The following is a 20,769-nucleotide window of genomic DNA, read 5'->3' as shown; positions in this document are numbered from 1 at the left end:
ATGACAGTGGTGGCACGCGAAAAAAACCCGCGGCTTTCGCCGCGGGTCCGTAAGCGCTTCAGCGATGCTCGCGATCAGGAATGCGCCAGGATCGCCAGCAGCAGCAGGGCGATGATGTTGGTGATCTTGATCGCCGGGTTCACGGCGGGGCCCGCCGTGTCCTTGTAGGGGTCGCCGACGGTGTCGCCGGTCACGGACGCCTTGTGTGCCTCCGAGCCCTTGAGATGGCGCACGCCGTCCTTGTCGACGAAGCCGTCCTCGAAGCTCTTCTTGGCGTTGTCCCAGGCGCCGCCGCCCGAGGTCATCGAGATGGCGACGAAGATGCCGGTGACGATGACGCCCATCAGCATGGCGCCCACCGCCGCGAAGGCGTTGTTCTTGCCGGCGATCGCGTGGATCACGACATAGGTCACGACCGGGGCCAGCACCGGCAGCAGCGAGGGCACGACCATTTCCTTGATCGCGGCGCGGGTCAGCATGTCGACGGCGCGGCCGTAATCGGGCCGGTCCTTGCCTTCCATGATGCCGGGCTTCTCGCGGAACTGCTTGCGCACCTCCTCGACCACCGAGCCCGCCGCGCGCCCGACCGCCGTCATGCCCATGCCGGCGAACAGGAAGGGGATGAGGCCGCCGAGCAGGAGGCCGACGACGACATAGGGGTTCGACAGCGTGAAGTCGACCGTGACGCCCTTGAAGTACTGGAACGCCGTGGAGCCGGCCTTGTTGGCCTCGGAGATGAAGAAGTTCAAATCCGAGGTATAGGCCGCGAACAGCACCAGCGCGCCGAGGCCGGCCGAGCCGATCGCATAGCCCTTGGTGATCGCCTTGGTGGTGTTGCCGACCGCGTCGAGCGCGTCGGTGGAGTGGCGCACCTCCTTGGGCAGGCCCGCCATCTCGGCGATGCCGCCGGCATTGTCCGTGACCGGGCCGAAGGCGTCGAGCGCGACGACCACGCCCGCCAGCGCCAGCATGGCGGTGGTGGCGATGGCGATGCCGAACAGGCCGGCCAGCGTATAGGACACGATGATGCCGGCGATGATGACGATGGTCGGCAGGGCGGTCGATTCCAGCGAGACCGCGAGGCCCTGGATGACGTTGGTGCCGTGGCCGGTCACCGAGGCCTGGGCGATCGAGACCACCGGGCGCTTGCCGGTGCCGGTGTAGTATTCGGTGATGATGACGATGAGCAGCGTCACCGCAAGACCCACCAGCGCGCAGCCGAAGAGCGCGCCCGAGGTGAAGCCGACGCCCTGCGCCGTGGTGAAGGAGGCCGAGAAGCCGCCGAACATCACGTAGTTCACCGCCGCGATCGCGCCGACCGAGAGCACGCCGGCGGCGATGAAGCCCTTGTAGAGCGCGCCCATGATCGACTGGTTGGCGCCGAGCTTGACGAAGAAGGTGCCGATGATCGAGGTGACGATGCAGGCAGCCCCGATCGCCATCGGGTAGAGCATCATCGTGCCAAGCGTCGGCTGGCCGGCGAAGAAGATCGCGGCGAGCACCATGGTCGCGACCAGCGTCACCGCATAGGTCTCGAAGAGGTCGGCGGCCATGCCGGCGCAGTCGCCGACATTGTCGCCGACATTGTCGGCGATCGTCGCGGGGTTGCGCGGATCGTCCTCCGGGATGCCGGCCTCGACCTTGCCGACGAGGTCGGCGCCGACATCGGCGCCCTTGGTGAAGATGCCGCCGCCGAGACGGGCGAAGATCGAGATCAGCGAGGCGCCGAAGCCCAGCGCCACCAGCGAATCGATCACCGTGCGGCTGCCCGGCGCGAAGCCGAGGAAGGAGGTCAGGACACCGTAATAGACCGCGACGCCGAGCAGCGCGAGGCCGGCGACGAGCATGCCGGTGACGGCACCCGCCTTGAAGGCGACGTCGAGCCCCTCGCCGAGCGACTGCATCGCGGCCTGCGCCGTGCGGACATTGGCGCGCACCGAGACGTTCATGCCGATGAAGCCGGCGACGCCCGAAAGCACCGCACCGATCAGGAAGCCGATCGCCACCCATTGGCCGAGCAGCCAGAAAAGCGCGACGAAGAGCACGACGCCGACCATCGAAATGGTCATGTACTGGCGCTTGAGATAGGCCTGCGCGCCCTCCGCAACCGCGCCGGAAATCTCCTGCATGCGCTGGTTGCCGGCATCGCGCTTCATCACGTCGCCATAGGCCCAGATGCCGTAGGCTATGGAAAGCGCACTCAATATGATGATGAGAAGCAGAGCTGACATTCGTTTTCCTGACCTTGATCTTCCAGCCGTCGGGAGCGCGCGCGGCTCCTCTCGTGCAGCGTTGGACGTCAGGCAGCGAAAAAACGGGCCAGAATCCTAAAAGGCCCGCTCCACGTCGCCAGTGTCAGGCGGCTTTGTGGCAAGTTTCGCGGAAGAGCGCAAACCGCCGCGCTTACAAATCCACGCGAATGTCAGCGGCGCGCTGCCGCAGGCGTCACAGCGGGAAGCCGCGATTGACGTTCTTGTGGCAGGCGTCGCCGTCCGGCCGGGTAGAGTTGCTGCGGCAGCAGCCGCCCATCCAGATGAAATCCCGCTCCCGGATCTCGTGCCACTCGTCGCCGGGCAGGTAGAGCCCCTGCCCTTCCAGCATGTAGAGGCCGCGCTTCATCTCGAAATCGAAGCGCATGTCGCAATAGGGCAGCAGGGGCTCGCTCCAATCGGGTCTCAAGCCGCGGCGGGCCGCTGGAAACGTTGCCACGCCACGAGCAGAAGGGCGATGGCGACCGGCGGGAAGACCAGCCAGTTCACCGCGTCCCAGCCGCCATGGCTGAGCAGCCCGCCCGAAGAGAAGGAGGCGATGGCGACCGAGCCGAAGACGAGGAAATCGTTCGCGGCCTGGACCTTCACCCGCTCCTGCGGCCGGTAGCAGTCGGTGATCAGGGCGGTCGCGCCGATGAAGCCGAAATTCCAGCCGATCCCGAGCAGGACCAGGGCGAGCCAGAAATGGCCGACGCTCAGCCCGCTCAGGCCGACGACGGCCGCCAGCGCCGTCAGGAGGAGACCGGCCGCCGTCACCGTGCCCTTGCCGAAGCGGTTGATCAGCCCGCCGGTGAAGAAGCTCGGCCCGAACATCGCCAGCACATGCCACTGGATGCCGAGCGCGGCGTCGCCGACCGAATGGCCGCAGGCGACCATCGCCATCGGCGCCGCCGTCATGACGAAGCTCATCAGGCCGTAGGCGACGAGCGAGGCCGTGACCGAGGCGATGAACTTGGGCTGGCGCATGATCTCGCCGAGCGGGCGTCCCCCGTCGGAATGGACGGCGGCGACCGGCGGGGCGCGCAGCTGCGAGACGATGGCGATCGCCAGCAGCGCCAGCACGCCCTGGGCGAGGAAGCTCGCGGCGAAGGGGGCGGCCGGCGTCAGGTCGCGCGTCCAGTAGACCGTCTGCGGGCCGATGACGCCGGCGACGAGGCCGCCGATCATCACCCAGGAGATGGCGCGGGGCCTGAAGTCGGCGCTCGCGGTATCGGCGGCGGCGAAGCGGTAGCTCTGCACGAAGGCGCCGTAGAGCCCGCAGACGAAGGTGCCGAGGCAGAACAGCCAGAACAGCCCGAGCGTGACGCCGCCGGTGGCGATGCTCGCGCCCGTCGCGCCGACGAGCGCGCCTATCAGGTAGCCGCCGCGCCGCCCCAGCCGGCGCATGATCATCGCGGCCGGGATGACGCCCGAGGCGATGCCGAGCTGGAGCAGGCTGACCGGCACCGTGGCGAAGGTCTTATCGGCGACGAGCTGCGCGCCGACGATGCCGCCGAGCGAGACGATGATCGCCGGATTGGCGCCGCCGAGCGCCTGGGCGCCCGCGAGGATCAGCGCATTGCGCTTCGCGAGCCTGTCGCCGTCGAGGGCGGTAACATGCTGGTTCATCACAACGCCGCCCTGCGGCCGCCGCGACGCGCCGCTCTTCAGAAATGGGAGAAGGAGCCTTGCGCGAAGCTGCGCAAGCCATCCTTCGCGCGATAGGTCGCCACGCCGGCCTCAGGCGTGATCCGCCCGATCGGGGTCAGCGGGAGCGCGACCTCAGCCGCCGCCGCGACCAGAGCAGGATATTCCCTTTCCGAGGCCGTACAGAGGATTTCGTAGTCGTCCCCGCCTGTCCAGGCCAGTTCCGCCAATGCGGGGGCGGCCATGAGCGCGGCGCGGGCCGCCAGCGAGAGCGGGACGGCATCGAGATCGATCCGGGCGCCGACGCCGGAGACGGCCAGCAGCTTGGCGAGATCGCCGACGAGCCCGTCGGAGACGTCCATCGCGGCCGAGGCATGGCGCTGCAGGGCTTGCGCGAGACCAAAGCGCGGCTGCGGATGCAGATAGCGATCGGCGAGGAAGGCACGTTCCTTCTTGCCGAGCGCGGCGACCCAGCCCGGCTTGTCCGGCCCATGGACCTTGAGGCCGAGCGCGCCGTCGCCGATGCTGCCGGAGACGAGCACGACATCGCCGGGCTTCGCGCCGGAGCGCCGGACCATCCGCCCGGCCGGAACCGTGCCGAAGGCGGTGATGGAAAGGGTGAGCGGGCCTGCGGTCGAGACGGTGTCGCCGCCGATCAGCGGGCAACCGCCGGCCTTGGCCATCCGCCCGAGGCCCATGGCGAAACCGGCGAGCCAGCCTTCGGTCCAGCCGCGCGGCAAGGCAAGCGTCAGGACGAAGCCCTCGGGGGCGGCCCCCTTGGCGGTGAGATCGGAGAGGTTGACGGCGAGCGCCTTCCAGCCGATCGCCTCGGGCGGGTCGTCGGGAAAGAAGTGCACGCCGGCGACCAGCGCGTCGGCGGTGACGACGACCTCATAGCCGCGCCCCGGCCGCAACAGCCCGGCATCGTCGAGGAGGCTTAAGGCCCCCGGCCCGGCGATCGGCGCGAAATAGCGGGCGATCAGCTCGAATTCGCCGGGGCGCTGGTCATCGGCCATCGTCGACCGGCCTCCACCTTTTTCGGGCCTCTCCGCCGTCATTCCGGCAAGCTGCGGCAGCAGCGCCTACGCCGCCGGGGTGTCGAACTCATCTGCACGGAAATCGCGGGCCATGCGGTCGAGCACGGCGTTGACCATGCCGATCTCCTCGCCCGCATAGAAGGCGTTGGCGACGGCGACATACTCCGAGATCACGGCGCGCGCCGGCACGTCCTTGCGGAAGGCGAGCTCATAGGCTCCCGCGCGCAGGATCGCCCGCATCACCGCCTCGACACGCTTCAGCGGCCAGTCCCGGGCGAGCAGATCGTCGACGGTGCGGTCCACCAGCCGCTGCTCGCGCACGACGCCGCCGAGGACATCGCGGAAAAAGGCGAGCTCCACCTTCGGCAGCGCGATCTCCTCGACCTCCTTGCCGATCCAGAAGGCCTCGAACTCGGCCATCGTCTCGATGACGCCGCGGCCGCCGACCTCCATCTCGTAGAGCGCCTGCACGACCGAGAGCCGCGCGCCACGCCGCAGCTCGGCCCGGCTCATGTCGACTGCTCCGCCAGCGAGCGCTTGTAGCGCAGGACGCTGAGCGCGGCTTCAGCCGCGCCGCCGCCCTTGTCCATTTCGGAGCGGTTGGCGCGGGCCCAGGCCTGCGCCTCGTTCTCGACGGTCAGGATGCCGTTGCCGAGCGGCAGGGCGAAGGCGACCGACAGGTCCATCAGCGCGCGCGCGCTTTCGCCGGCGACGATGTCGTAATGGCCGGTCTCGCCACGGATGACGGTGCCGAGCGCGACCACCGCCTCGTAAGGATCGACGGACTCGTCGGCCGCGCGCAGGCCGATGACGATGGCGGCGGGGATCTCCAGCGCGCCGGGAACCGTGACGACGTCGACGCGGCAGCCCGCGGCTTCGAGCACGGAGGCCGCGCCGGCCAGAAGCTCGTCGGCGAGCTTGTCGTAGAAGCGCGCCTCGACGACGAGGACGCGCACGCCGTCGAGCTCGACGGCCTCAGTTGCGGCCTTGTCGGCCGGGGTCTGCCGGGGTCCGGCCATTTGTTCTGTCCTTCTTGGAATTCGAGCGGGCTCGTTACCCTTGCGGGCGCGCTTCCGCAAGCCGTGCGGCATAACGCGCCATCAGATCGACCTCGAGATGGACGGCATCGCCCTCCTTCCGTTCTCCCCAGGTGGTGACCGAAAGCGAATGCGGGATCAGCAGCACGGTGAAGACGTCGCCCGCGACCGTATTGACGGTGAGCGAGGTGCCGTCGAGGCAGATCGAGCCCTTGGCCGCGATGAAGCGGGCCGTGCCCTCCGGCGCCTTGATGTGGAAGCGCGCCGTCGCGCCCCAGGGCTCGTCCGGATCGGGCGCGATCGGCTCGATCTTCAGGATGCGCGCGACGCCGTCGACATGACCGGTGACGAGATGGCCGCCGAGCTCCTCGCCGACCTTGAGCGAGCGTTCGAGATTGATTCGGGTGCCCGGCTCCCAGCCCCCGACGACCGTCTTCGCCAGCGTCTCGGCCGCCGCCTCGACCTGGAAGACTGAGCCCGGCGCACCATCCGGCCGCGGCCGCAGCGCCGTCACCGTGAGACAAACACCGGCACAGGCGATCGAGGCGCCGATGGCGATGCCCTCAGCCTCATAGGGGCAGGCGATGGCGAGGCGCTTCAGGCTCGGCCCCTTGCGCTGCGCCTCCACGACCTCGCCGATGGCGGTGACGATGCCGGTGAACATCAGCCTCTCCTCACGAAATGCTCGAAACGGTCGCCGCCGATCAGGCGGGTCTCGGCAGGGGCGTATAGATCGGGATCGGCCAGCAGCGCGGCAAGCCCCGGGCGAACGGCGACGATGCCGGGCCCGCCCAGCAGCTTCGGCGAGGTCGAGACGACGACCTCGTCGGCGAGCCCTGCGAGCGCCAGCTTCTCGCCGATGCGCGGCCCGCCCTCCGAGAAGACGCGGGTGATGCCGCGCGCGCCCAGCAGCACCAGCGCCTCGCCGAGGTCGAGATGGCCGTCGGCGGCCAGGCCGACGCGCATGACCTCGACGCCGGCCTCGACCAGCGCGGCTTCCGGCTCGACCGGCGCCGTCTCGGCCGCGATCACCCAGACCGGGACCTCGCGGGCCGTGCGCACGAGCCGCGACGCCGGCGGCAGGCGCAGATGCGTATCGAGGATGACGCGGATCGGCGAGCGGTCCGCCATGCCGGGCAGCCGCACGGTGAGCTGCGGGTCGTCCGCGAGCACCGAGCCGATGCCGAGCATGATCGCGTCGTGATGCGCACGCTGGAGGTGGACCCAAGCCCCGGCGACCGGGCTCGACACGGTGAGCGGCGTGCCTCCCGCCCCGCCGGCATAGCCGTCCGCCGTGCGGGCGATCTTGAAGGTCACCATCGGCCGCCCTTGCGTGACCCGCAGGACATGGCCGCGATGGGCGCGCTGCGCCTGATCTTCGAGCACGCCGACGACGACCTCGATGCCGGCCGTGCGCAGCAGCGCATGGCCGAGCCCGGCGATGAAGGGATTGGGATCGTCCATCGCCGAGACCACGCGCCGCACCCCCGACAGGATGGTGTGCTCGACGCAAGGGATGCCGCCGCGCACCGAGCGATGCGCGCAGGGTTCGAGGGTGACGTAGAGCGTGCCGCCCATCGCGGCCGCTCCGGCCCGGGCGAAGGCGTGCGCCTCGCCATGCGGGCGGCCTCCGGCCTGCGTCAGCCCGCGCGCGACGACGGCGGGGCCGTCCGACGTGTCGCGGGTGACGATGGCGCCGACGGAGGGGTTCGGCCAGGTCGCGCCGAGATTGCGCGCGCCATAGCAGAGCGCCTGCGCCATGAAGGCACGGTCGATCGCGCCTGGATCAGTCATCGGAGCGGAGCTGCGGGGCGCCCTCCTCGGCGGCGCCGAGCTGGCCGAGCAGCTCCTCGAAATCCCTGGCCTCGCGGAAGTTCTTGTAGACCGAGGCGAAGCGGACATAGGCGACGTCGTCGAGGGCTTTCAGCCCCTCCATCACCAGCTCGCCGATGGTCGAGCTCGGAACTTCCGCCTCTCCCGCGCTTTCGAGCTGGCGCACGATGCCGTTGACCATGCGCTCGATGCGCTCGGGCGCGACCGGGCGCTTGCGCAGCGCATGCGCGATCGAGGTCTCGAGCTTGTCGCGGTCGAAGGGCGTGCGCCGGCCCGAGCGCTTGACCACCATCAGCTCGCGCAGTTGCACGCGCTCGAAGGTGGTGAAGCGGCCGCCGCAATCGGGGCAGACCCGGCGGCGGCGGATCGAGGCGTGATCGTCGGTGGGACGGGAGTCCTTCACCTGCGTGTCGAGGGAGCCGCAATAGGGACAGCGCATTTTCAGTGCCCCTCTCGTATCGCCCTCAATAGATCGGGAAGCGCGCCGTCAGCGCCTTGACCTTGGCGGTGACCGCCTGCTCGACGGCCGCATTGCCCTCCTCGCCATGGGCGGAGAGGCCGTCCAGCACCTCGGCGATCAGCTCGCCGACCTGCTTGAACTCGGCGATGCCGAAGCCGCGCGAGGTCGCCGCCGGGGTGCCGAGGCGGATGCCGGAGGTCGTCATCGGCTTCTCGGGGTCGAAGGGGATGCCGTTCTTGTTGCAGGTGATGTGGGCGCGGCCGAGCGCGGCCTCCGCCGCCTTGCCGGTCAGCTTCTTCGAGCGCAGATCGACCAGCATCAGGTGGTTGTCGGTGCCGCCGGTGACGAGGTCGAAGCCCTTGGCCTTCAGCGTCTCGGCCAGCGCCTTGGCGTTGGCGACGACGGCATGGGCATAGGTCTTGAACGCGGGCTGCAGCGCCTCGTGGAAGGAGACCGCCTTGGCGGCGATGACATGCATCAGCGGGCCGCCCTGGATGCCGGGGAAGATCGCCGAATTGACCTTCTTGGCGATCGCCTCGTCATTGGTCAGGATCATGCCGCCGCGCGGGCCGCGCAGCGTCTTGTGCGTCGTGGTGGTGACGACATGGGCGTGCGGGAACGGGGAAGGATGCGCCCCGCCGGCGACGAGCCCGGCGAAATGGGCGATGTCGACCATGAAATAGGCCCCGACCTTGTCGGCGATCTCGCGGAAGCGGGCGAAATCCCAGTGGCGGGCATAGGCCGAGCCGCCGGCGACGATGATCTTGGGCTTGTGCTCGACGGCCAGACGCTCCATCGCGTCGTAGTCGACGCGCTGGTCGACGACGCAGACGCCGTAGGAGACGACGTTGAACCATTTGCCGGACTGGTTGACCGGCGCGCCATGGGTCAGGTGCCCGCCGGCGGCGAGGTCGAGGCCCATGAAGGTGTCGCCGGGCTGCATCAGCGCCATGAACACGCCCTGATTGGCCTGGCTGCCGGAATTGGGCTGGACATTGGCGAATTTGCAGTCGAACAGCCGGCAGGCGCGCTCGATGGCGAGTTTCTCGGCGATGTCGACGAACTGGCAGCCGCCATAATAGCGCCGGCCCGGATAGCCCTCGGCATATTTGTTGGTCATCACCGAGCCCTGCGCCTCCAGCACGGCGCGGGAGACGATGTTCTCCGAGGCGATCAGCTCGATCTCGTCGCGCTGGCGGCCGAGCTCCAGCGCAATCGCGCGGGCGATCTCCGGATCGGCATCGGCGAGCGTGGCACCGAAGAAGGAGTTCGAGAGGTGCTTGTCGCGCGCGGCTTCGGTCATGTCGTCCGGTTCCTGGAGTTCAACGGCCGGTCGGCGCCCGGCTCCGCCGCGGCGTCCCTATCATGCGGCGGGAGGCTGTCCAAGCGATAGATGGACGCGCGGCGGCCGGCCCGCTTTTGCAGCCTCTGCGGCGGCAAGCCAGGAATCAATCTATTGCAGTGCAAAAATCAAATCCGGCGCCGCCCTTTCGATGTCGTCGACAGGCCCAACGGGCAGGGCCTGACGAGCGCCAGCATTACGAGAGAAATCCAGCCATCAGGCGCCGGGTGGAACGCTCTCGCCGGACTCACAACACCACAATCGATCCGCGAAAAGCTGCGACAGGCTTGCCGATCCTCTCCCCATGACCGATGGTAGCCTGGCAATAGCCACAGAGGAAGGAAGACGATGCGCATTCTCATCGCTATGATCACCCTTGCCGCCGCCGGCTGGTTGACGCTCTCGGACGCGCAAGCCGCCTGCACCGGGACCAATGGCAGGGGATGGGGCACCGGCAGGGGCGCCGGCCAGTTCCAGATGACCACGGCGGACAAATCCTGCCGCATCAGCCATCCGGGCATCGTCAACGACAGGGCGGGGACGCGGATCGTGGCGAACCAGGTCAGCATCACCAGGGCGCCCAGCTCGGGCAAGCTCGCGGTTTCGAGCGGCGGCATCGTCTATACGCCCAACAAGGGCTTCAAGGGCAGCGACAGCTTCTGCACCAGCAACACCACGCCCAAGGCGCCGGGCGAGGTGCTCGCCGGGTGCGTCACGATCATGGTGCAATAAAGCTTACGACCGCTCGCAAAGAAAAACCCGCCGGAAGACCGGCGGGTTCGATGGAGAAGCCGCGGAAGGCCAGAGCCTCAGATGTCCTGATCGCCCTGCAAGGCCGCGACCGGCGCCGGGCCCAGCCCATCCTTGTTGTAGATGTCGTCGCGGAACTGCACGCCGCCGTCGGGCGTCGCCCAGGCGGTGACGTAGACCCAGTAGCACGGCACCGGATCGGCGATGCGGGCGTTGACGCGCTGGCCGGACTGGATGGTCTCGTCGATCTTGGCGCGGTCCCAGCCGGGGGTGTTCTTCAGGAGCCAGGCGACATAGTCGCGCACGTTCTGGACGCGCATGCAGCCCGAGGAGACGAAGCGGTAATCGTCGCCGAAGATGCCCTTCGAGGGCGTGTCGTGCATGTAGACGCCGTGGGGGCTGGGGATGTTGATGCGCACGAAGCCGAGCGAGTTGAACTCGCCGCCCGGATCCTGCCGGAAGGTGTAGCGCGTCGCCTCGTCGGAATTCCAGTTGACGCTCGCAGGCGCGATCTCGGCGCCGCTCGGCGCGATGATGCGGATCTTGTTCTCGGTCAGGTAGTTCGGCTGCTTGCGCATGGTCGGGATCAGATCCTTGCGGATGATCGAGGCCGGAACCGTCCAGGTCGGGTTGAAGTTGATCTCGGGAATCTTGGTCTGCAGCAGCGGCGACTGCCGGTCGATTTTGCCGACGCCGGCGGCGTGGCGCGTCGCGACATGGCCGTTCTCGACGGTCTCGACCATCGCGGCGGGGATGTTGGCGACGACATAACGCCCGCCCAGATTGCCCGACCAGCTCCGCAGCCGGACGACATTGGTCTCGAGCTGGCGGATGCGGCGGTCGATCGGCACGTTGAGGGCGGCGGTTGTGGCGCGGTTGATCGCACCGGTGGTCGACAGGCCGACGCGCGACTGGAAGCGGCGCACCGCGGCCTCGACATAGGAATCGTAGACGGCGCTGTCGCCGGCCGCGGCATCGAGATCGCCGGTGACGATCAGGCGGCGGCGCAGCGCCACCACGCCCGGCCCCTTGGCGCCGACACCCATGCGGTCGGGCAGCTGCACCTGCGGCCAGCCGCCGCGGGCGGCGAGATCGCGATAGGCCGCGATCGCCTGCTCGGTCGCCTGGAGCGCTTCCGAAGACAGCATCGGCGTCGAGGAGCGCACCACGGCGTTGCGCGCGCCGGCATCGTAGCTCTGGCGCCATTCGGCCTGCTGGGCAAGCGCCGGTGCGGCGGGGGCCGTGGCGGCGCCCGACAGCAGGGCGAGCACGGTTTCGCGGCGGGTCAGGCTCACTTGCGACATCTCATTCCTCTTCAACACTGCACGCCGGCGCCGGGACCACATGAAAACGCCGCCGCAAGGGGCGACGCTCATGGCGCCGGACGACCTGTCAGGCCGCCGACGGTGTCCTAGCACGGTTAAAGAGGTGTGATGAGAGCGGCGAATTTAGGGCATGGCCCCATTTTGCCGCATGCATGGCGGCAAAGTCACAGTCGCCCGGGCCGGCCGGGTCATCGGTCCCGGCCGGGCGGCGGCAGCGTTCTTCAGAGCTTGTAGCGGATCTGGTCGGTCCAGAAGCGCTCCAGGCGGAGCAGGGCGTTGTTCATCCGCTCGAAATCGTCAGGCGCAATGCCGCCGATCTGCTCGACCGTGCGGACATGCTTGTCGTAGACGCCCTTCACGATATCGTGCACGGTCGCGCCCTTCTCGGTCAGGCTGATGCGGACCGAGCGGCGGTCGATGCGCGAGCGGGCATGATGGAGATAGCCGAGCTCGACCAGCTTCTTGACGTTGTAGGACACGTTCGAGCCGAGATAGTAGCCGCGCGTCCGAAGCTCGCTGGCGGACAATTCCGAGTCGCCGATGTTGTAGAGCAGCAGCGCCTGGACGCTGTTGACGTCGTCGCGGCCGCGGCGCTCGAACTCGTCCTTGATCACGTCGAGCAGGCGCCGATGCAGCCGCTCGACCAGCGTGAGCGACTCAAGGTAAAGAGGCTTCACATTGAGTTCGCCCTCGCTCGTCTTCGCAACATCCGAAGTCTTGACACTGGCTTTCATGGTATACCCCACCTGTTGTCTATCGGCCGGAATTTGTCTTCCGGTCCGCTTCTGAAAAACACCATAGGCCAGCCCGAATGAAAACGAGTTTAAATATCAGGATGAATCAGGGATTTACCCCTTTGGGTGAATGCAAGATGAAGCCAGAAAAGCTTAAGCTAAAGCGTTTCTTACCATGACCCGGAGCAATCGAGCGGCCCGGGGGGCGCCGCACGACCCGTCATTGCGAGCGTAAGCGAAGCAATGACGAGGATGGCGGCGGGCGCTACTGCGCCTCGTTCTCGGCCGCCCAGGTCGCCAGGAAGTAGACGGCGATCAGCGCGATATAGAGGCCGACGAGCCAGGCCGTCATCGGCACGAAGCGCGGGAAGAGGAAGCCGAGCAGCATCTGGCTGATCGCCGCCAGAAGCCAGAGCACGCCGCCCCAGGTCGAGGTCAGCCAGAGGCCGACGGCGGCGACGAGGTCGATCACCGCGAAATAGACGATGATCGCCTGATAGCTCAGCAGGCGGTTCTCGAAGGGCGGCTGCGGGTTGCCCGGCAGGCCGAAGATCACCGCCCAGGCCGTCAGCCCCTTGGCGAGCCAGAAGGCCGAGAGCAGGCGCAGGAACCAGACGAGCACGAGCCGCCACCGGTTGGCCTGCCCGCCCCCGCCTTCGCCCGTGCGGGCGCCGCGCAGGGCCTCGCCGTCTCCGCCCAGACCCAAGCTTCAGCCCTCCAGCTTCAGTTCATCGGCGCCGAGCGGCGCGAAATAGGCATCGATATCGGCCTGATCGACCTCCTCCAGCGTCGCCGGCCGCCAGCGCGGCGCCTGGTCCTTGTCGATCACCACGGCGCGCACACCCTCGTAGAAATCATGGCCGCGGGCGATGCGCGAGACGATGCGGTATTCGGTGCGCATCGCCTCGGCGAAATCGAGGCCGCCGCCCAGCCGCATCTGCGCGAAGGCGATGGCGACGCTGGTCGGCGACTTGACCGCGATCGTCTGCGTGAGCTTGCCGGCGAAGGCGCTGCCCTTGCCTTCCGCCCGGCGCAGGCGCTCGATCACCTCCGGCAGGGTCGCGGCGCCGAAGACGTCGGCCATCATCGCCTGCTCGCCATGCAGGGGGCCCGGCCCGCGCTGCAAGGTGAAGCCGGCGAGGATGTCGTCGATCGCGCCCGGCCGGGTCAGCGCGTCGGTGAGCTCGGCCATGCGCTCGCTCGGCACGGCATGGGTCGCAAGCCCGGCCGAAAGCGCATCGGCCGCGCCGATCCGCTCGCCGGTCAGGGCGAGGAAGCCCCCGAAGCCGCCATCGAGGCGCGGCAGCGCCCAGGTCGCGCCGACATCGGGGAAGAAGCCGATGCCGACCTCCGGCATGGCGAAGAGGTAGCGGTCGCCGGCGATGCGGTGGCTGCCATGCAGCGAGATGCCGACGCCGCCGCCCATGACGATGCCGTCGATCAGCGCGACATAGGGCTTGGGGTAGGTCTTGATGCGATGGTTGAGGGCGTATTCCTCGGCCCAGAAGGCGAGCATCTCGTCATGGCGCCCGGCCTTGCCGCGATCGTGCAGCCAGCGGATGTCGCCGCCGGCGCAAAACGCCTTCCCGCTGGTGCTGACCACGACGACGCGCGTGACCTGCGGGTAGTCCTCCCAGGCGTCCAGCGCGCTGGCGAGCGCGCGGACCATGCCGAGGCTCAGCGCATTCAGCGCACTCGGCCGGTCGAGGATGACGAGGCCGGCCGCGCCGCGAATCTCGCAGGTGATCTCGCGCTGCTGGGTCATGCTCGCTTTCGGCCTCCGACGGGCTTGCGGTTCTGGAAGGCGGGGCGAGGCTTGTCAACGCGAGGCTCTTGCGACCATGCGCCCTGTTTTGGAATCGTTCCGATGTGCTATGGAAAACCCCGGCCGCCTTCGCCCGCATGACGAATGCCGGACCCAGTGTCGTTCAGAAGCGTGAGGCGATCGCCATGGAATACCGGGTCGTGCGGCCTTTCCCCGCCGCGCAGTCGCGCCAGGACGAGGCGCCTTCGCTTAACCTGACGCGGCGGATGCGGCGCAACCGCAAGGCGGAATGGTCGCGCCGGCTGGTGCGCGAGACGAGGCTTTCCACCGACGACCTGATCTGGCCGATCTTCCTGACGGATTCCGCCGAAGCCCGCACGCCGGTCGCGTGGATGCCCGGCGTCGACCGGCTGAACATCGACGAGGCCGTGCGCCAGGCGGCGGAGGCCGCGGCGCTGGGCATCCCGGCGATCGCGCCCTTCCCCTTCGTCGACAAGGGCTTGCGCGATCCGACCGGGTCGGAGGCGGTCAACGCCGGCAACCTGATGTGCCGCGCGGTTCGCGCGATCAAGCGCGAGATCCCTGAGATCGGCATCATCTGCGACGCGGCGCTCGACCCCTATACCTCGCACGGCCATGACGGCGTGATGGACGGCGAGCGCATCCTCAACGACGCCTCGGTCGCGATCCTCGTCCGGCAGGCGCTGGCGCTGGCGGAGGCCGGCGCCGACGTGATCGCCCCCTCCGACATGATGGACGGGCGCGTCGGCGCGATCCGGGCGGCGCTGGACGGCGAGGGCCACGAGGAGGTGCAGATCATGGCCTATGCGGCGAAATACGCCTCGGCCTTCTATGGTCCGTTCCGCGACGCGATCGGCACCAATGCGACGCTTATCGGCGACAAGCGCACCTACCAGATGGACCCGGCCAACTCCGACGAGGCGATCGCCGAGGTCGCGCTCGACCTTGAGGAGGGCGCCGACATGGTGATGATCAAGCCCGGCCTGCCCTATCTCGACGTGGTGGCGCGGGTGAAGGACCATTTCCGGGTCCCGACCTTCGCCTACCAGGTCTCGGGCGAATACGCGATGCTGACGGCGGCGGCGCAAAATGGCTGGCTCGACGGCGAGAAGGCGATGCTGGAGAGCCTCACCGCCTTCAAGCGCGCCGGCGCCGACGGCGTGCTGACCTATTTCGCCCCGCGCGCGGCGAAGATGCTGAAGGCCGCCTGCTGACGGCGCGGTTCCCTTAGCCTCGTCCCGGCGCTACCGTCGCCGGGCATGCGCGCCCTCCTCCTGCCGCTTCTGGCTGCCGTCACGCTCGCGCTTGCGGGCTGCGGCGGCGATTTCGACACCGACCAGACGCGGCTGTGCCGGCAGGCGATTCCGCCGCTCAACCCGCCGGGCGCCCGCATCGCGATCGAAGGAACCGCCCGGGGCCCCGCGCCGCGCGCGCTCAGGCTGTATTACCGGGTCCAGCTCGGCGACGGGCTCTCGCGGCACCGCAGCATCGACTGCCTCTTCGCCGGCGAAGGCGGCGGGCAAAGCCGGGGCGCCCTGATCGGCATCGCCTCCGACGGACGGCCGATGGCCGATGCGAGCTTCTATCTGCTGCGGCGCTTCTATCTGGAGGACCGGGTGGAGCCGCCGCCGGACCCGGCCGCGCCCGCGCCGGAGACGCTGCCGGCGATTCCCGCCTGGCTCGCCTACGGCTTGCAGCAGAGCCTGAGCGGCCTGCCCTCGGCGGCGATCTACGCCATGCTCGCGGCGGCCTATGCGCTGGTCTATGGCCTGACCGGGCGGATCATCCTGAGCTTCGGCGAGTTCGCCGCGCTGGGGGCGCTTTCCTCCGTCGTCGGGGTTGCTCTTCTCGTCTCGCTTTCGGTCTCGACGCCGTTTTCCGGGATCGTCGTCGCCTTTGTCGTCGCCATCGCCGTCTGCGCGCTGCACGGCTTCGCCATGGGCCGCTTCGTGCTGCGCCCGCTCGAACGCGCCAGCGGCCAGCAGGTGCTGATCGCCACCATCGGGCTTTCCATCGCGCTGTCCGAATATCTCAGGCTTGCGCAGGGGCCCGAGTTGCGCTGGCTGCCGCCGGTGTTCAACACCCCGGTCGCGCTGGCGCATGCCGGCGACTTCATCGTCACGCTGAACCCGCTCGCGCTGGGACTGGCGGCGATCGGGCTCGGCGCCACGCTCGGGCTCGTCGCGCTGATCCGGCTCAGCGCCTATGGCCGCGCCTGGCGGGCGGTGGCCGACGATCGGCGAACCGCCGCGCTGTTCGGCGTCGATGCCCGCGCCGTGCACGACGCCGCCGTCGTCATCGCCTGCGCCGCCTGCGGCCTGGCCGGCGTCATCGTGACGGTGGTCTATGGCGGGATGGGCTTCGCCGGCGGCTTCTCGCTCGGGCTGAAGGCGCTCGTCGCGGCGATCCTCGGCGGCATCGGCTCGGTCGGGGGCGCGGCGCTGGGCGGGCTCAGCATCGCCGTCTTCGAGGCGCTCTGGTCGGCGGCGCTGCCGATCGACCAGCGCGACCTTGCCGTCTATGCGCTGCTTGCCATCGTGCTGATCTGGCGCCCCGGCGGCTTTTTCGGCGAGGGCGAATTGACGCCGCGACGGGTGTGAGGCCCAGTCGAGGCCTTTTGAACGGGACTTAGGACCATGAGCGAGCGCTTCGCGATCACGCCCGAGGATATCGACGCAGCCGCCTCGCGGATCGCCGGGCATGTGCTGCGCACGCCGCTGGTGCCGGCGCCGCGCCTGTCCGAGCTCACCGGCGCGCGCGTCCTGGTGAAGCACGAGAACATGCAGGCGACCGCCTCCTTCAAGGAGCGCGGCGCGGTCAACAAGCTCATCATGCTGAGCGAGGCCGAGCGGGCGCATGGCGTCATCGCCATGTCGGCGGGCAACCATGCCCAGGCGGTCGCCTACCACGCCCGCCGCTTCGGCACGCCTGCGACGATCGTGATGCCGCAGACGACGCCGCTGGTGAAGGTCGAGAACACCCGCGCGCATGGCGCGCGGGTCGTGCTCTACGGCGAGACGCTCTCGGAATCCGCGCAGAAGGCCCATGAGCTCGCCGGCGCCGAAAAGCTCAGCTTCGTCCACCCCTATGACGACGCCGCCGTGATGGCCGGGCAAGGGACGCTCGCGCGCGAGATGCTCACTGAGGCGCCCGATCTCGAGGTGCTGATCGTCCCGCTCGGCGGCGGCGGGCTGATGGCCGGCACCGCCGTCGCGGCCAAGGCGATCAAGCCGGGGATCGAGCTCGTCGGCGTCGAGACCGATCTCTACCCCTCCTTCTTCAACGCCGTGCACGGGCAGGAGCGCCCGATCGGCGGGCCGACGCTCGCCGAGGGCATCGCGGTCAAGACCGTCGGCCGGCTGACGCTGCCGGTGATCGCAAGCCTCGTCAGCGACACGGTGCTCGTCGGCGAGGACCTGATCGAGCGGGCCGTCAACGCTTATGCGAGCCTGCAACACAGTCTTGCGGAGGGGGCGGGCGCGGCCGGCCTCGCGGCGATGCTCAAGGAGCCGGAGCGCTATGCCGGGCGCAGGGTCGGGCTCGTGCTCACCGGCGGCAATATCGACATGCGCCTCATCGCCACCATCATGGTGCGCGAGCTCGAGCGCGAGGACCGCATCGTCGCCTTCCGCCTGAGCACCGCCGACCGGCCGGGCCTGCTCGGCAAGGTCGCGAGCCTCATCGGCGCGGAAGGGGCCAACATCCTCGAGGTCAGCCATGGCCGGCTCTTCCTCGACATGCCGGCCAAGGGGGTCACCCTCGACGTCACGGTCGAGACGCGCGGGGCGGCGCATGCGCGCTCGATCGCGGACACGCTCGCCGCAAACGGCTTCGCGCCGCGGCGCATCCTGCCGCGCGGCCTTGCGGAACCGGCCCGCTGACCAAACATTATGAGGTGTTGTTGCACCCCGCCGGAGGATCGAAGCCCCGATGAGCGATATCCGTCATGGCCAGCCGCCGGTCACGGCGCTGGAGCCGCGCCCCTTCCAGAACGTCAGCGGCGTTCTCGGCTCACGGCTGTTCGCTTGGTTCGTCGACATCGTCGCGCTGTTCTTCCTCGGCTGGCTCGTCATGCTGCTCCTGTTCTTCCTCGGCATCGTCACCTTCGGCGCGACCTGGGCGCTGCTCCCGATCGCCACGGTCGCGACCGCGCTCGGCTATGCCGCGCTGACGATCGGCGGGCCCAGGCAATCGACCTGGGGCATGCGCGTCGCGGGCCTCAGGGTCGAGACCGCCATGGGCGGGCGCCCGGACGGGCTCTCGGCGGCGGTGCACGCGCTCCTGTTCTATGTCGCGGCCGGCACCTTCCTGCTCTGGCTCGTCGATGTCGCCTTCGGCTTCGCCCGCGCCGACCGGCGCATGGGCCACGACCTGCTGACCGGTCTCGTCGTCGTGCGCGCCTGAGCGATTGAGCCAGGTCAAAAAGCCGCGAACCGCGCCCATTTCGGCACCGCCGCGCTTGTTGCCGATGCGTCCGATGCTAGATTGATGCTTACAAGCTTCCGGGGAGCCGGCCGACGTGACGCGCCCATTGCGGGATGCCCCGCAATTCTACCTGACCTCGCCGACCGCGTGCCCCTATCTGCCGGGGCGCGAGGAGCGGAAGGTGTTCACTCATCTCGTCGGCCCGCGGGCGCCCGAGCTCAACGACGTCTTGTCGCAGGGCGGCTTCCGGCGCTCGCAGAGCATCGCCTACCGGCCGGCCTGCGAGGGTTGCCGCGCCTGCATCTCGGTGAGGGTCTGCGTCGCGGATTTCCGCCCGTCGCGCGGCTTCCGCCGGGTCATGGCCCGCAATGGCGACCTGATCGGCGAGGCCCTGCCGCCCAAGCCGCGCTCCGAGCATTATTCCCTGTTCCGCTCCTATCTCGACGAGCGCCACCCCGATGGCGGCATGGCGACGATGTCGGCGCTGGATTTCGCGATGATGGTCGAGGACACCCATGTCGAGACCAGCCTGATCGAATACCGCCGCCGCGGCCCCGATTCCGGCTTCACCGGGCGGGGCAAGGGCGACCTCTTCGCGATGGCGCTCACCGATACGCTCGGCGACGGGCTCTCCATGGTCTATTCGGTCTACGATCCGGGGCTGGAGGCGCGCTCGCTCGGCACCTTCATGGTGCTCGACCATATCGACCGGGCGCGCCGGCTTAACCTGCCTTACGTCTATCTCGGCTACTGGGTCGAGGGCTCGCCCAAGATGGCCTACAAGGCCCGCTTCCTGCCGCAGGAGCGCCTGATGCCGCAGGGCTGGGAACGCGTCGACCGGGAAGATCCGGCCGCGTGAGGCGCGGGCGATAAGAAAATCGCAACCTATGGTTGTGTAACCTGAAAACCTTGCCGCCTGCGGGCGGCGAGCCCACCACGGACCGGACAACGGGGCGCAAACGCCTCGTTGTCCGGAAAATGTCGGCTCCCCTTTAAGAGTAAATCAAGCCGGACCTGCTTAAGTGGTGCCACTGCCTTGTCGTGGGGGTCCACATGCTGCGTAACCTGACCCGGATGCCGGCAGAGATGTCGCCGGATTCGCGCCGGCAGCTTCTCCATGCCGTCACCGATCTCTTCCTGCTCGACGGGGACCCGAACGAGATGGTGAAGGAGCATTACGGGGAGATCGCGGCGGGTTCGCTCAGCCATCTCAACGACGCAGAGCGCAAGGGCTATGCCGATCGCGTCGCGGCCGTGCCGAGCCTGCCGCACAACGTCGCCGTCACGCTCGGCGGCGACGGCAACGCCGAGGTCGCGCGGCTGGTGCTGTCGCTGTCGCCGGTCCTGACCGATACCGATCTCGCCGCCATCGCGGTCAGCCAGTCGCAGCAGCATCTCGTCGCCATCGCCGAGCGCGCGCGCCTGTCGGAAAGCGTCACCGACATCCTGGTCGAGCGCGGCGACAAGGCGGTGCTGCACACGGTCAGCGCCAATGAGGGCGCGGCCTTTTCCGATCGCGGCTTCGACCGGCTGCTCGAACGCGGCGAGGACGATGCCGCCATCGCCGGCGCGCTCGCCCGCCGCTCCGATCTCGCGCCGAACCGGGCCCAGCGCGTGCTGCGGATCGTCGAGCAGCTCTCCGAGGGCGCGGGCGCGGCGCCGGCCACGGAAGCCTCCGCCTCGCTCGCCCGGCAGGCGCGCCAGCAGCGCCTCGAGGTCAAGCTCCTGCTCTCCGACCTCGCCGCCAAGGTGCGCGAGGTCGACGACGTACTGACCATGCTGGCCGACGAGGACCGCGCCTACCATCTCGCGCAGGTGCTGTCCCACATCGCCGACATCTCGATCGACCAGGCGCTGCGCGTGCTGATGCAGCGCGATGCCAGCGGCATCGCCGTCGCCTGCCGCTCGCTCGGCATCGGCGCGACCGCCTTCCGCGCCATCCTGCAATTGCGGGCGCGGCGGCTCTACTTCTCGTCCCACGACATCGACGACGACGTCGACGCCTATGGCAAGCTCGATCTCGCGACGGCGGAACGGACGCTGCGCTTCCTCAAGCTCAGGACCAAGATCGCCTGAGGCGCGCGCCACAAAACCGCGACATTCGCGCCGCCCCATGCTAGCTTAGACAGCTAGCGCGGTCGCGA

General features: G+C 68.9%; 21 protein-coding genes. 7 read left to right on the top strand and 14 right to left on the bottom strand.

Annotated features, from left to right (window positions below):
* Window positions 1–74: 74 nt before the first annotated feature.
* From M9917_RS17780 to glyA, 10 genes are all read right to left on the bottom strand, one after another.
* Window positions 75–2,231 carry a sodium-translocating pyrophosphatase gene (locus M9917_RS17780; RefSeq protein ID WP_297255914.1) on the bottom strand — a complete coding sequence of 719 codons (2,157 nt, stop codon included), beginning with the start codon at window positions 2,229–2,231 and terminating at the stop codon, window positions 75–77.
* Between the two features lie 214 nt (window positions 2,232–2,445).
* Window positions 2,446–2,679, bottom strand: a complete 234-nt coding sequence (locus M9917_RS17775) for a cupin domain-containing protein (protein WP_297255912.1) — start codon at window positions 2,677–2,679, stop codon at window positions 2,446–2,448.
* Entirely contained in the window at window positions 2,676–3,878 is a 1,203-nt protein-coding gene (locus tag M9917_RS17770; protein WP_297255910.1) for an MFS transporter, read from the bottom strand. Before M9917_RS17770 ends, M9917_RS17775 begins: the two co-directional genes overlap by 4 nt.
* A 38-nt stretch (window positions 3,879–3,916) precedes the next feature.
* Complete coding sequence (gene thiL / locus M9917_RS17765; protein WP_297255908.1) at window positions 3,917–4,912, bottom strand: thiamine-phosphate kinase; 996 nt, start codon at window positions 4,910–4,912, stop codon at window positions 3,917–3,919.
* A gap of 66 nt (window positions 4,913–4,978) precedes the next feature.
* On the bottom strand, window positions 4,979–5,446 hold the full coding sequence (gene nusB / locus M9917_RS17760; RefSeq protein ID WP_297255906.1) for a transcription antitermination factor NusB: 468 nt from the start codon (window positions 5,444–5,446) through the stop codon (window positions 4,979–4,981).
* A complete protein-coding gene (gene ribH, locus M9917_RS17755) occupies window positions 5,443–5,952 on the bottom strand; it encodes a 6,7-dimethyl-8-ribityllumazine synthase (RefSeq protein ID WP_297255904.1) in 510 nt (169 codons plus the stop codon). Before ribH ends, nusB begins: the two co-directional genes overlap by 4 nt.
* 34 nt (window positions 5,953–5,986) lie before the next feature.
* On the bottom strand, window positions 5,987–6,634 hold the full coding sequence (locus M9917_RS17750) for a riboflavin synthase (RefSeq protein WP_297255902.1): 648 nt from the start codon (window positions 6,632–6,634) through the stop codon (window positions 5,987–5,989).
* Window positions 6,634–7,764, bottom strand: a complete 1,131-nt coding sequence (ribD, locus tag M9917_RS17745; protein ID WP_297255900.1) for a bifunctional diaminohydroxyphosphoribosylaminopyrimidine deaminase/5-amino-6-(5-phosphoribosylamino)uracil reductase RibD — start codon at window positions 7,762–7,764, stop codon at window positions 6,634–6,636. Before ribD ends, M9917_RS17750 begins: the two co-directional genes overlap by 1 nt.
* Window positions 7,757–8,242, bottom strand: coding sequence for a transcriptional regulator NrdR (nrdR, locus tag M9917_RS17740; RefSeq protein ID WP_297255898.1), 486 nt, complete (start codon window positions 8,240–8,242; stop codon window positions 7,757–7,759). The genes ribD and nrdR overlap by 8 nt, the downstream gene beginning before the upstream one ends.
* A 25-nt stretch (window positions 8,243–8,267) precedes the next feature.
* Window positions 8,268–9,566, bottom strand: a complete 1,299-nt coding sequence (gene glyA / locus M9917_RS17735; RefSeq protein WP_297255896.1) for a serine hydroxymethyltransferase — start codon at window positions 9,564–9,566, stop codon at window positions 8,268–8,270.
* Between the two features lie 387 nt (window positions 9,567–9,953).
* Between glyA and M9917_RS17730 the strand changes: the two genes are divergently transcribed.
* Window positions 9,954–10,337, top strand: coding sequence for an Ig-like domain-containing protein (locus M9917_RS17730; protein WP_297255895.1), 384 nt, complete (start codon window positions 9,954–9,956; stop codon window positions 10,335–10,337).
* Window positions 10,338–10,414: 77 nt separating this feature from the next.
* Here the strand turns inward: M9917_RS17730 and M9917_RS17725 are convergent, their stop codons facing one another.
* The 4 genes from M9917_RS17725 to M9917_RS17710 all read right to left on the bottom strand — a co-directional run bounded on the left by M9917_RS17725 (window position 10,415) and on the right by M9917_RS17710 (window position 14,179).
* Window positions 10,415–11,659: a L,D-transpeptidase family protein gene (locus M9917_RS17725; protein ID WP_297255893.1), complete on the bottom strand. Its 1,245-nt coding sequence runs from the start codon at window positions 11,657–11,659 to the stop codon at window positions 10,415–10,417.
* A 242-nt stretch (window positions 11,660–11,901) separates the two neighbouring features.
* A complete protein-coding gene (gene ldtR, locus M9917_RS17720) occupies window positions 11,902–12,414 on the bottom strand; it encodes a transcriptional regulator LdtR (protein ID WP_297255891.1) in 513 nt (170 codons plus the stop codon).
* A 265-nt stretch (window positions 12,415–12,679) separates the two neighbouring features.
* The gene (locus M9917_RS17715) at window positions 12,680–13,120 is read right to left on the bottom strand and encodes a DUF6163 family protein (protein ID WP_297255889.1); all 441 of its coding nucleotides are present in this window, start codon (window positions 13,118–13,120) and stop codon (window positions 12,680–12,682) included.
* 3 nt (window positions 13,121–13,123) lie between these two features.
* Window positions 13,124–14,179, bottom strand: coding sequence for an enoyl-CoA hydratase/isomerase family protein (locus M9917_RS17710; protein ID WP_297255887.1), 1,056 nt, complete (start codon window positions 14,177–14,179; stop codon window positions 13,124–13,126).
* A 185-nt stretch (window positions 14,180–14,364) separates the two neighbouring features.
* Here M9917_RS17710 and hemB point away from each other — a divergent pair, with 185 nt between their 5' ends.
* The 6 genes from hemB to M9917_RS17680 all read left to right on the top strand — a co-directional run bounded on the left by hemB (window position 14,365) and on the right by M9917_RS17680 (window position 20,701).
* Window positions 14,365–15,414, top strand: a complete 1,050-nt coding sequence (gene hemB / locus M9917_RS17705; RefSeq protein ID WP_297257112.1) for a porphobilinogen synthase — start codon at window positions 14,365–14,367, stop codon at window positions 15,412–15,414.
* Between the two features lie 45 nt (window positions 15,415–15,459).
* Window positions 15,460–16,800 carry a branched-chain amino acid ABC transporter permease gene (locus tag M9917_RS17700; protein ID WP_297255885.1) on the top strand — a complete coding sequence of 447 codons (1,341 nt, stop codon included), beginning with the start codon at window positions 15,460–15,462 and terminating at the stop codon, window positions 16,798–16,800.
* Between the two features lie 36 nt (window positions 16,801–16,836).
* Window positions 16,837–18,081 carry a threonine ammonia-lyase gene (locus M9917_RS17695; RefSeq protein WP_297255883.1) on the top strand — a complete coding sequence of 415 codons (1,245 nt, stop codon included), beginning with the start codon at window positions 16,837–16,839 and terminating at the stop codon, window positions 18,079–18,081.
* 49 nt (window positions 18,082–18,130) lie between these two features.
* Window positions 18,131–18,604 (top strand): RDD family protein, encoded by a 474-nt coding sequence (locus M9917_RS17690; RefSeq protein ID WP_297255881.1) that lies wholly within the window; start codon window positions 18,131–18,133, stop codon window positions 18,602–18,604.
* Window positions 18,605–18,719: 115 nt separating this feature from the next.
* Complete coding sequence (locus tag M9917_RS17685) at window positions 18,720–19,484, top strand: arginyltransferase (protein WP_297255879.1); 765 nt, start codon at window positions 18,720–18,722, stop codon at window positions 19,482–19,484.
* Between the two features lie 194 nt (window positions 19,485–19,678).
* The gene (locus M9917_RS17680) at window positions 19,679–20,701 is read left to right on the top strand and encodes a DUF2336 domain-containing protein (RefSeq protein ID WP_297255877.1); all 1,023 of its coding nucleotides are present in this window, start codon (window positions 19,679–19,681) and stop codon (window positions 20,699–20,701) included.
* Window positions 20,702–20,769 lie beyond the last annotated feature (68 nt).

Origin of the sequence: Bosea sp. (in: a-proteobacteria), from assembly GCF_023953965.1 — a bacterium.
In the GTDB taxonomy this organism is placed as follows: Bacteria; Pseudomonadota; Alphaproteobacteria; order Rhizobiales; family Beijerinckiaceae; genus Allobosea.
Note: the sequence above shows the minus strand (reverse complement) of the source record. Positions and strands in the feature narration are given on the sequence as shown.

What these genes read in the sequence shown, in the direction of transcription:
- M9917_RS17780 (WP_297255914.1), bottom strand. Translation starts at nt 2,231, where the DNA reads ATGTCAGCTCTGCTTCTCATCATCATATTGAGTGCGCTTTCCATAGCC.
- M9917_RS17770 (WP_297255910.1), bottom strand. Translation starts at nt 3,878, where the DNA reads ATGAACCAGCATGTTACCGCCCTCGACGGCGACAGGCTCGCGAAGCGC.
- thiL (WP_297255908.1), bottom strand. Translation starts at nt 4,912, where the DNA reads ATGGCCGATGACCAGCGCCCCGGCGAATTCGAGCTGATCGCCCGCTAT.
- nusB (WP_297255906.1), bottom strand. Translation starts at nt 5,446, where the DNA reads ATGAGCCGGGCCGAGCTGCGGCGTGGCGCGCGGCTCTCGGTCGTGCAG.
- ribH (WP_297255904.1), bottom strand. Translation starts at nt 5,952, where the DNA reads ATGGCCGGACCCCGGCAGACCCCGGCCGACAAGGCCGCAACTGAGGCC.
- M9917_RS17750 (WP_297255902.1), bottom strand. Translation starts at nt 6,634, where the DNA reads ATGTTCACCGGCATCGTCACCGCCATCGGCGAGGTCGTGGAGGCGCAG.
- ribD (WP_297255900.1), bottom strand. Translation starts at nt 7,764, where the DNA reads ATGACTGATCCAGGCGCGATCGACCGTGCCTTCATGGCGCAGGCGCTC.
- nrdR (WP_297255898.1), bottom strand. Translation starts at nt 8,242, where the DNA reads ATGCGCTGTCCCTATTGCGGCTCCCTCGACACGCAGGTGAAGGACTCC.
- glyA (WP_297255896.1), bottom strand. Translation starts at nt 9,566, where the DNA reads ATGACCGAAGCCGCGCGCGACAAGCACCTCTCGAACTCCTTCTTCGGT.
- M9917_RS17730 (WP_297255895.1), top strand. Translation starts at nt 9,954, where the DNA reads ATGCGCATTCTCATCGCTATGATCACCCTTGCCGCCGCCGGCTGGTTG.
- M9917_RS17725 (WP_297255893.1), bottom strand. Translation starts at nt 11,659, where the DNA reads ATGTCGCAAGTGAGCCTGACCCGCCGCGAAACCGTGCTCGCCCTGCTG.
- ldtR (WP_297255891.1), bottom strand. Translation starts at nt 12,414, where the DNA reads ATGAAAGCCAGTGTCAAGACTTCGGATGTTGCGAAGACGAGCGAGGGC.
- M9917_RS17710 (WP_297255887.1), bottom strand. Translation starts at nt 14,179, where the DNA reads ATGACCCAGCAGCGCGAGATCACCTGCGAGATTCGCGGCGCGGCCGGC.
- hemB (WP_297257112.1), top strand. Translation starts at nt 14,365, where the DNA reads ATGGAATACCGGGTCGTGCGGCCTTTCCCCGCCGCGCAGTCGCGCCAG.
- M9917_RS17700 (WP_297255885.1), top strand. Translation starts at nt 15,460, where the DNA reads ATGCGCGCCCTCCTCCTGCCGCTTCTGGCTGCCGTCACGCTCGCGCTT.
- M9917_RS17695 (WP_297255883.1), top strand. Translation starts at nt 16,837, where the DNA reads ATGAGCGAGCGCTTCGCGATCACGCCCGAGGATATCGACGCAGCCGCC.
- M9917_RS17690 (WP_297255881.1), top strand. Translation starts at nt 18,131, where the DNA reads ATGAGCGATATCCGTCATGGCCAGCCGCCGGTCACGGCGCTGGAGCCG.
- M9917_RS17680 (WP_297255877.1), top strand. Translation starts at nt 19,679, where the DNA reads ATGCTGCGTAACCTGACCCGGATGCCGGCAGAGATGTCGCCGGATTCG.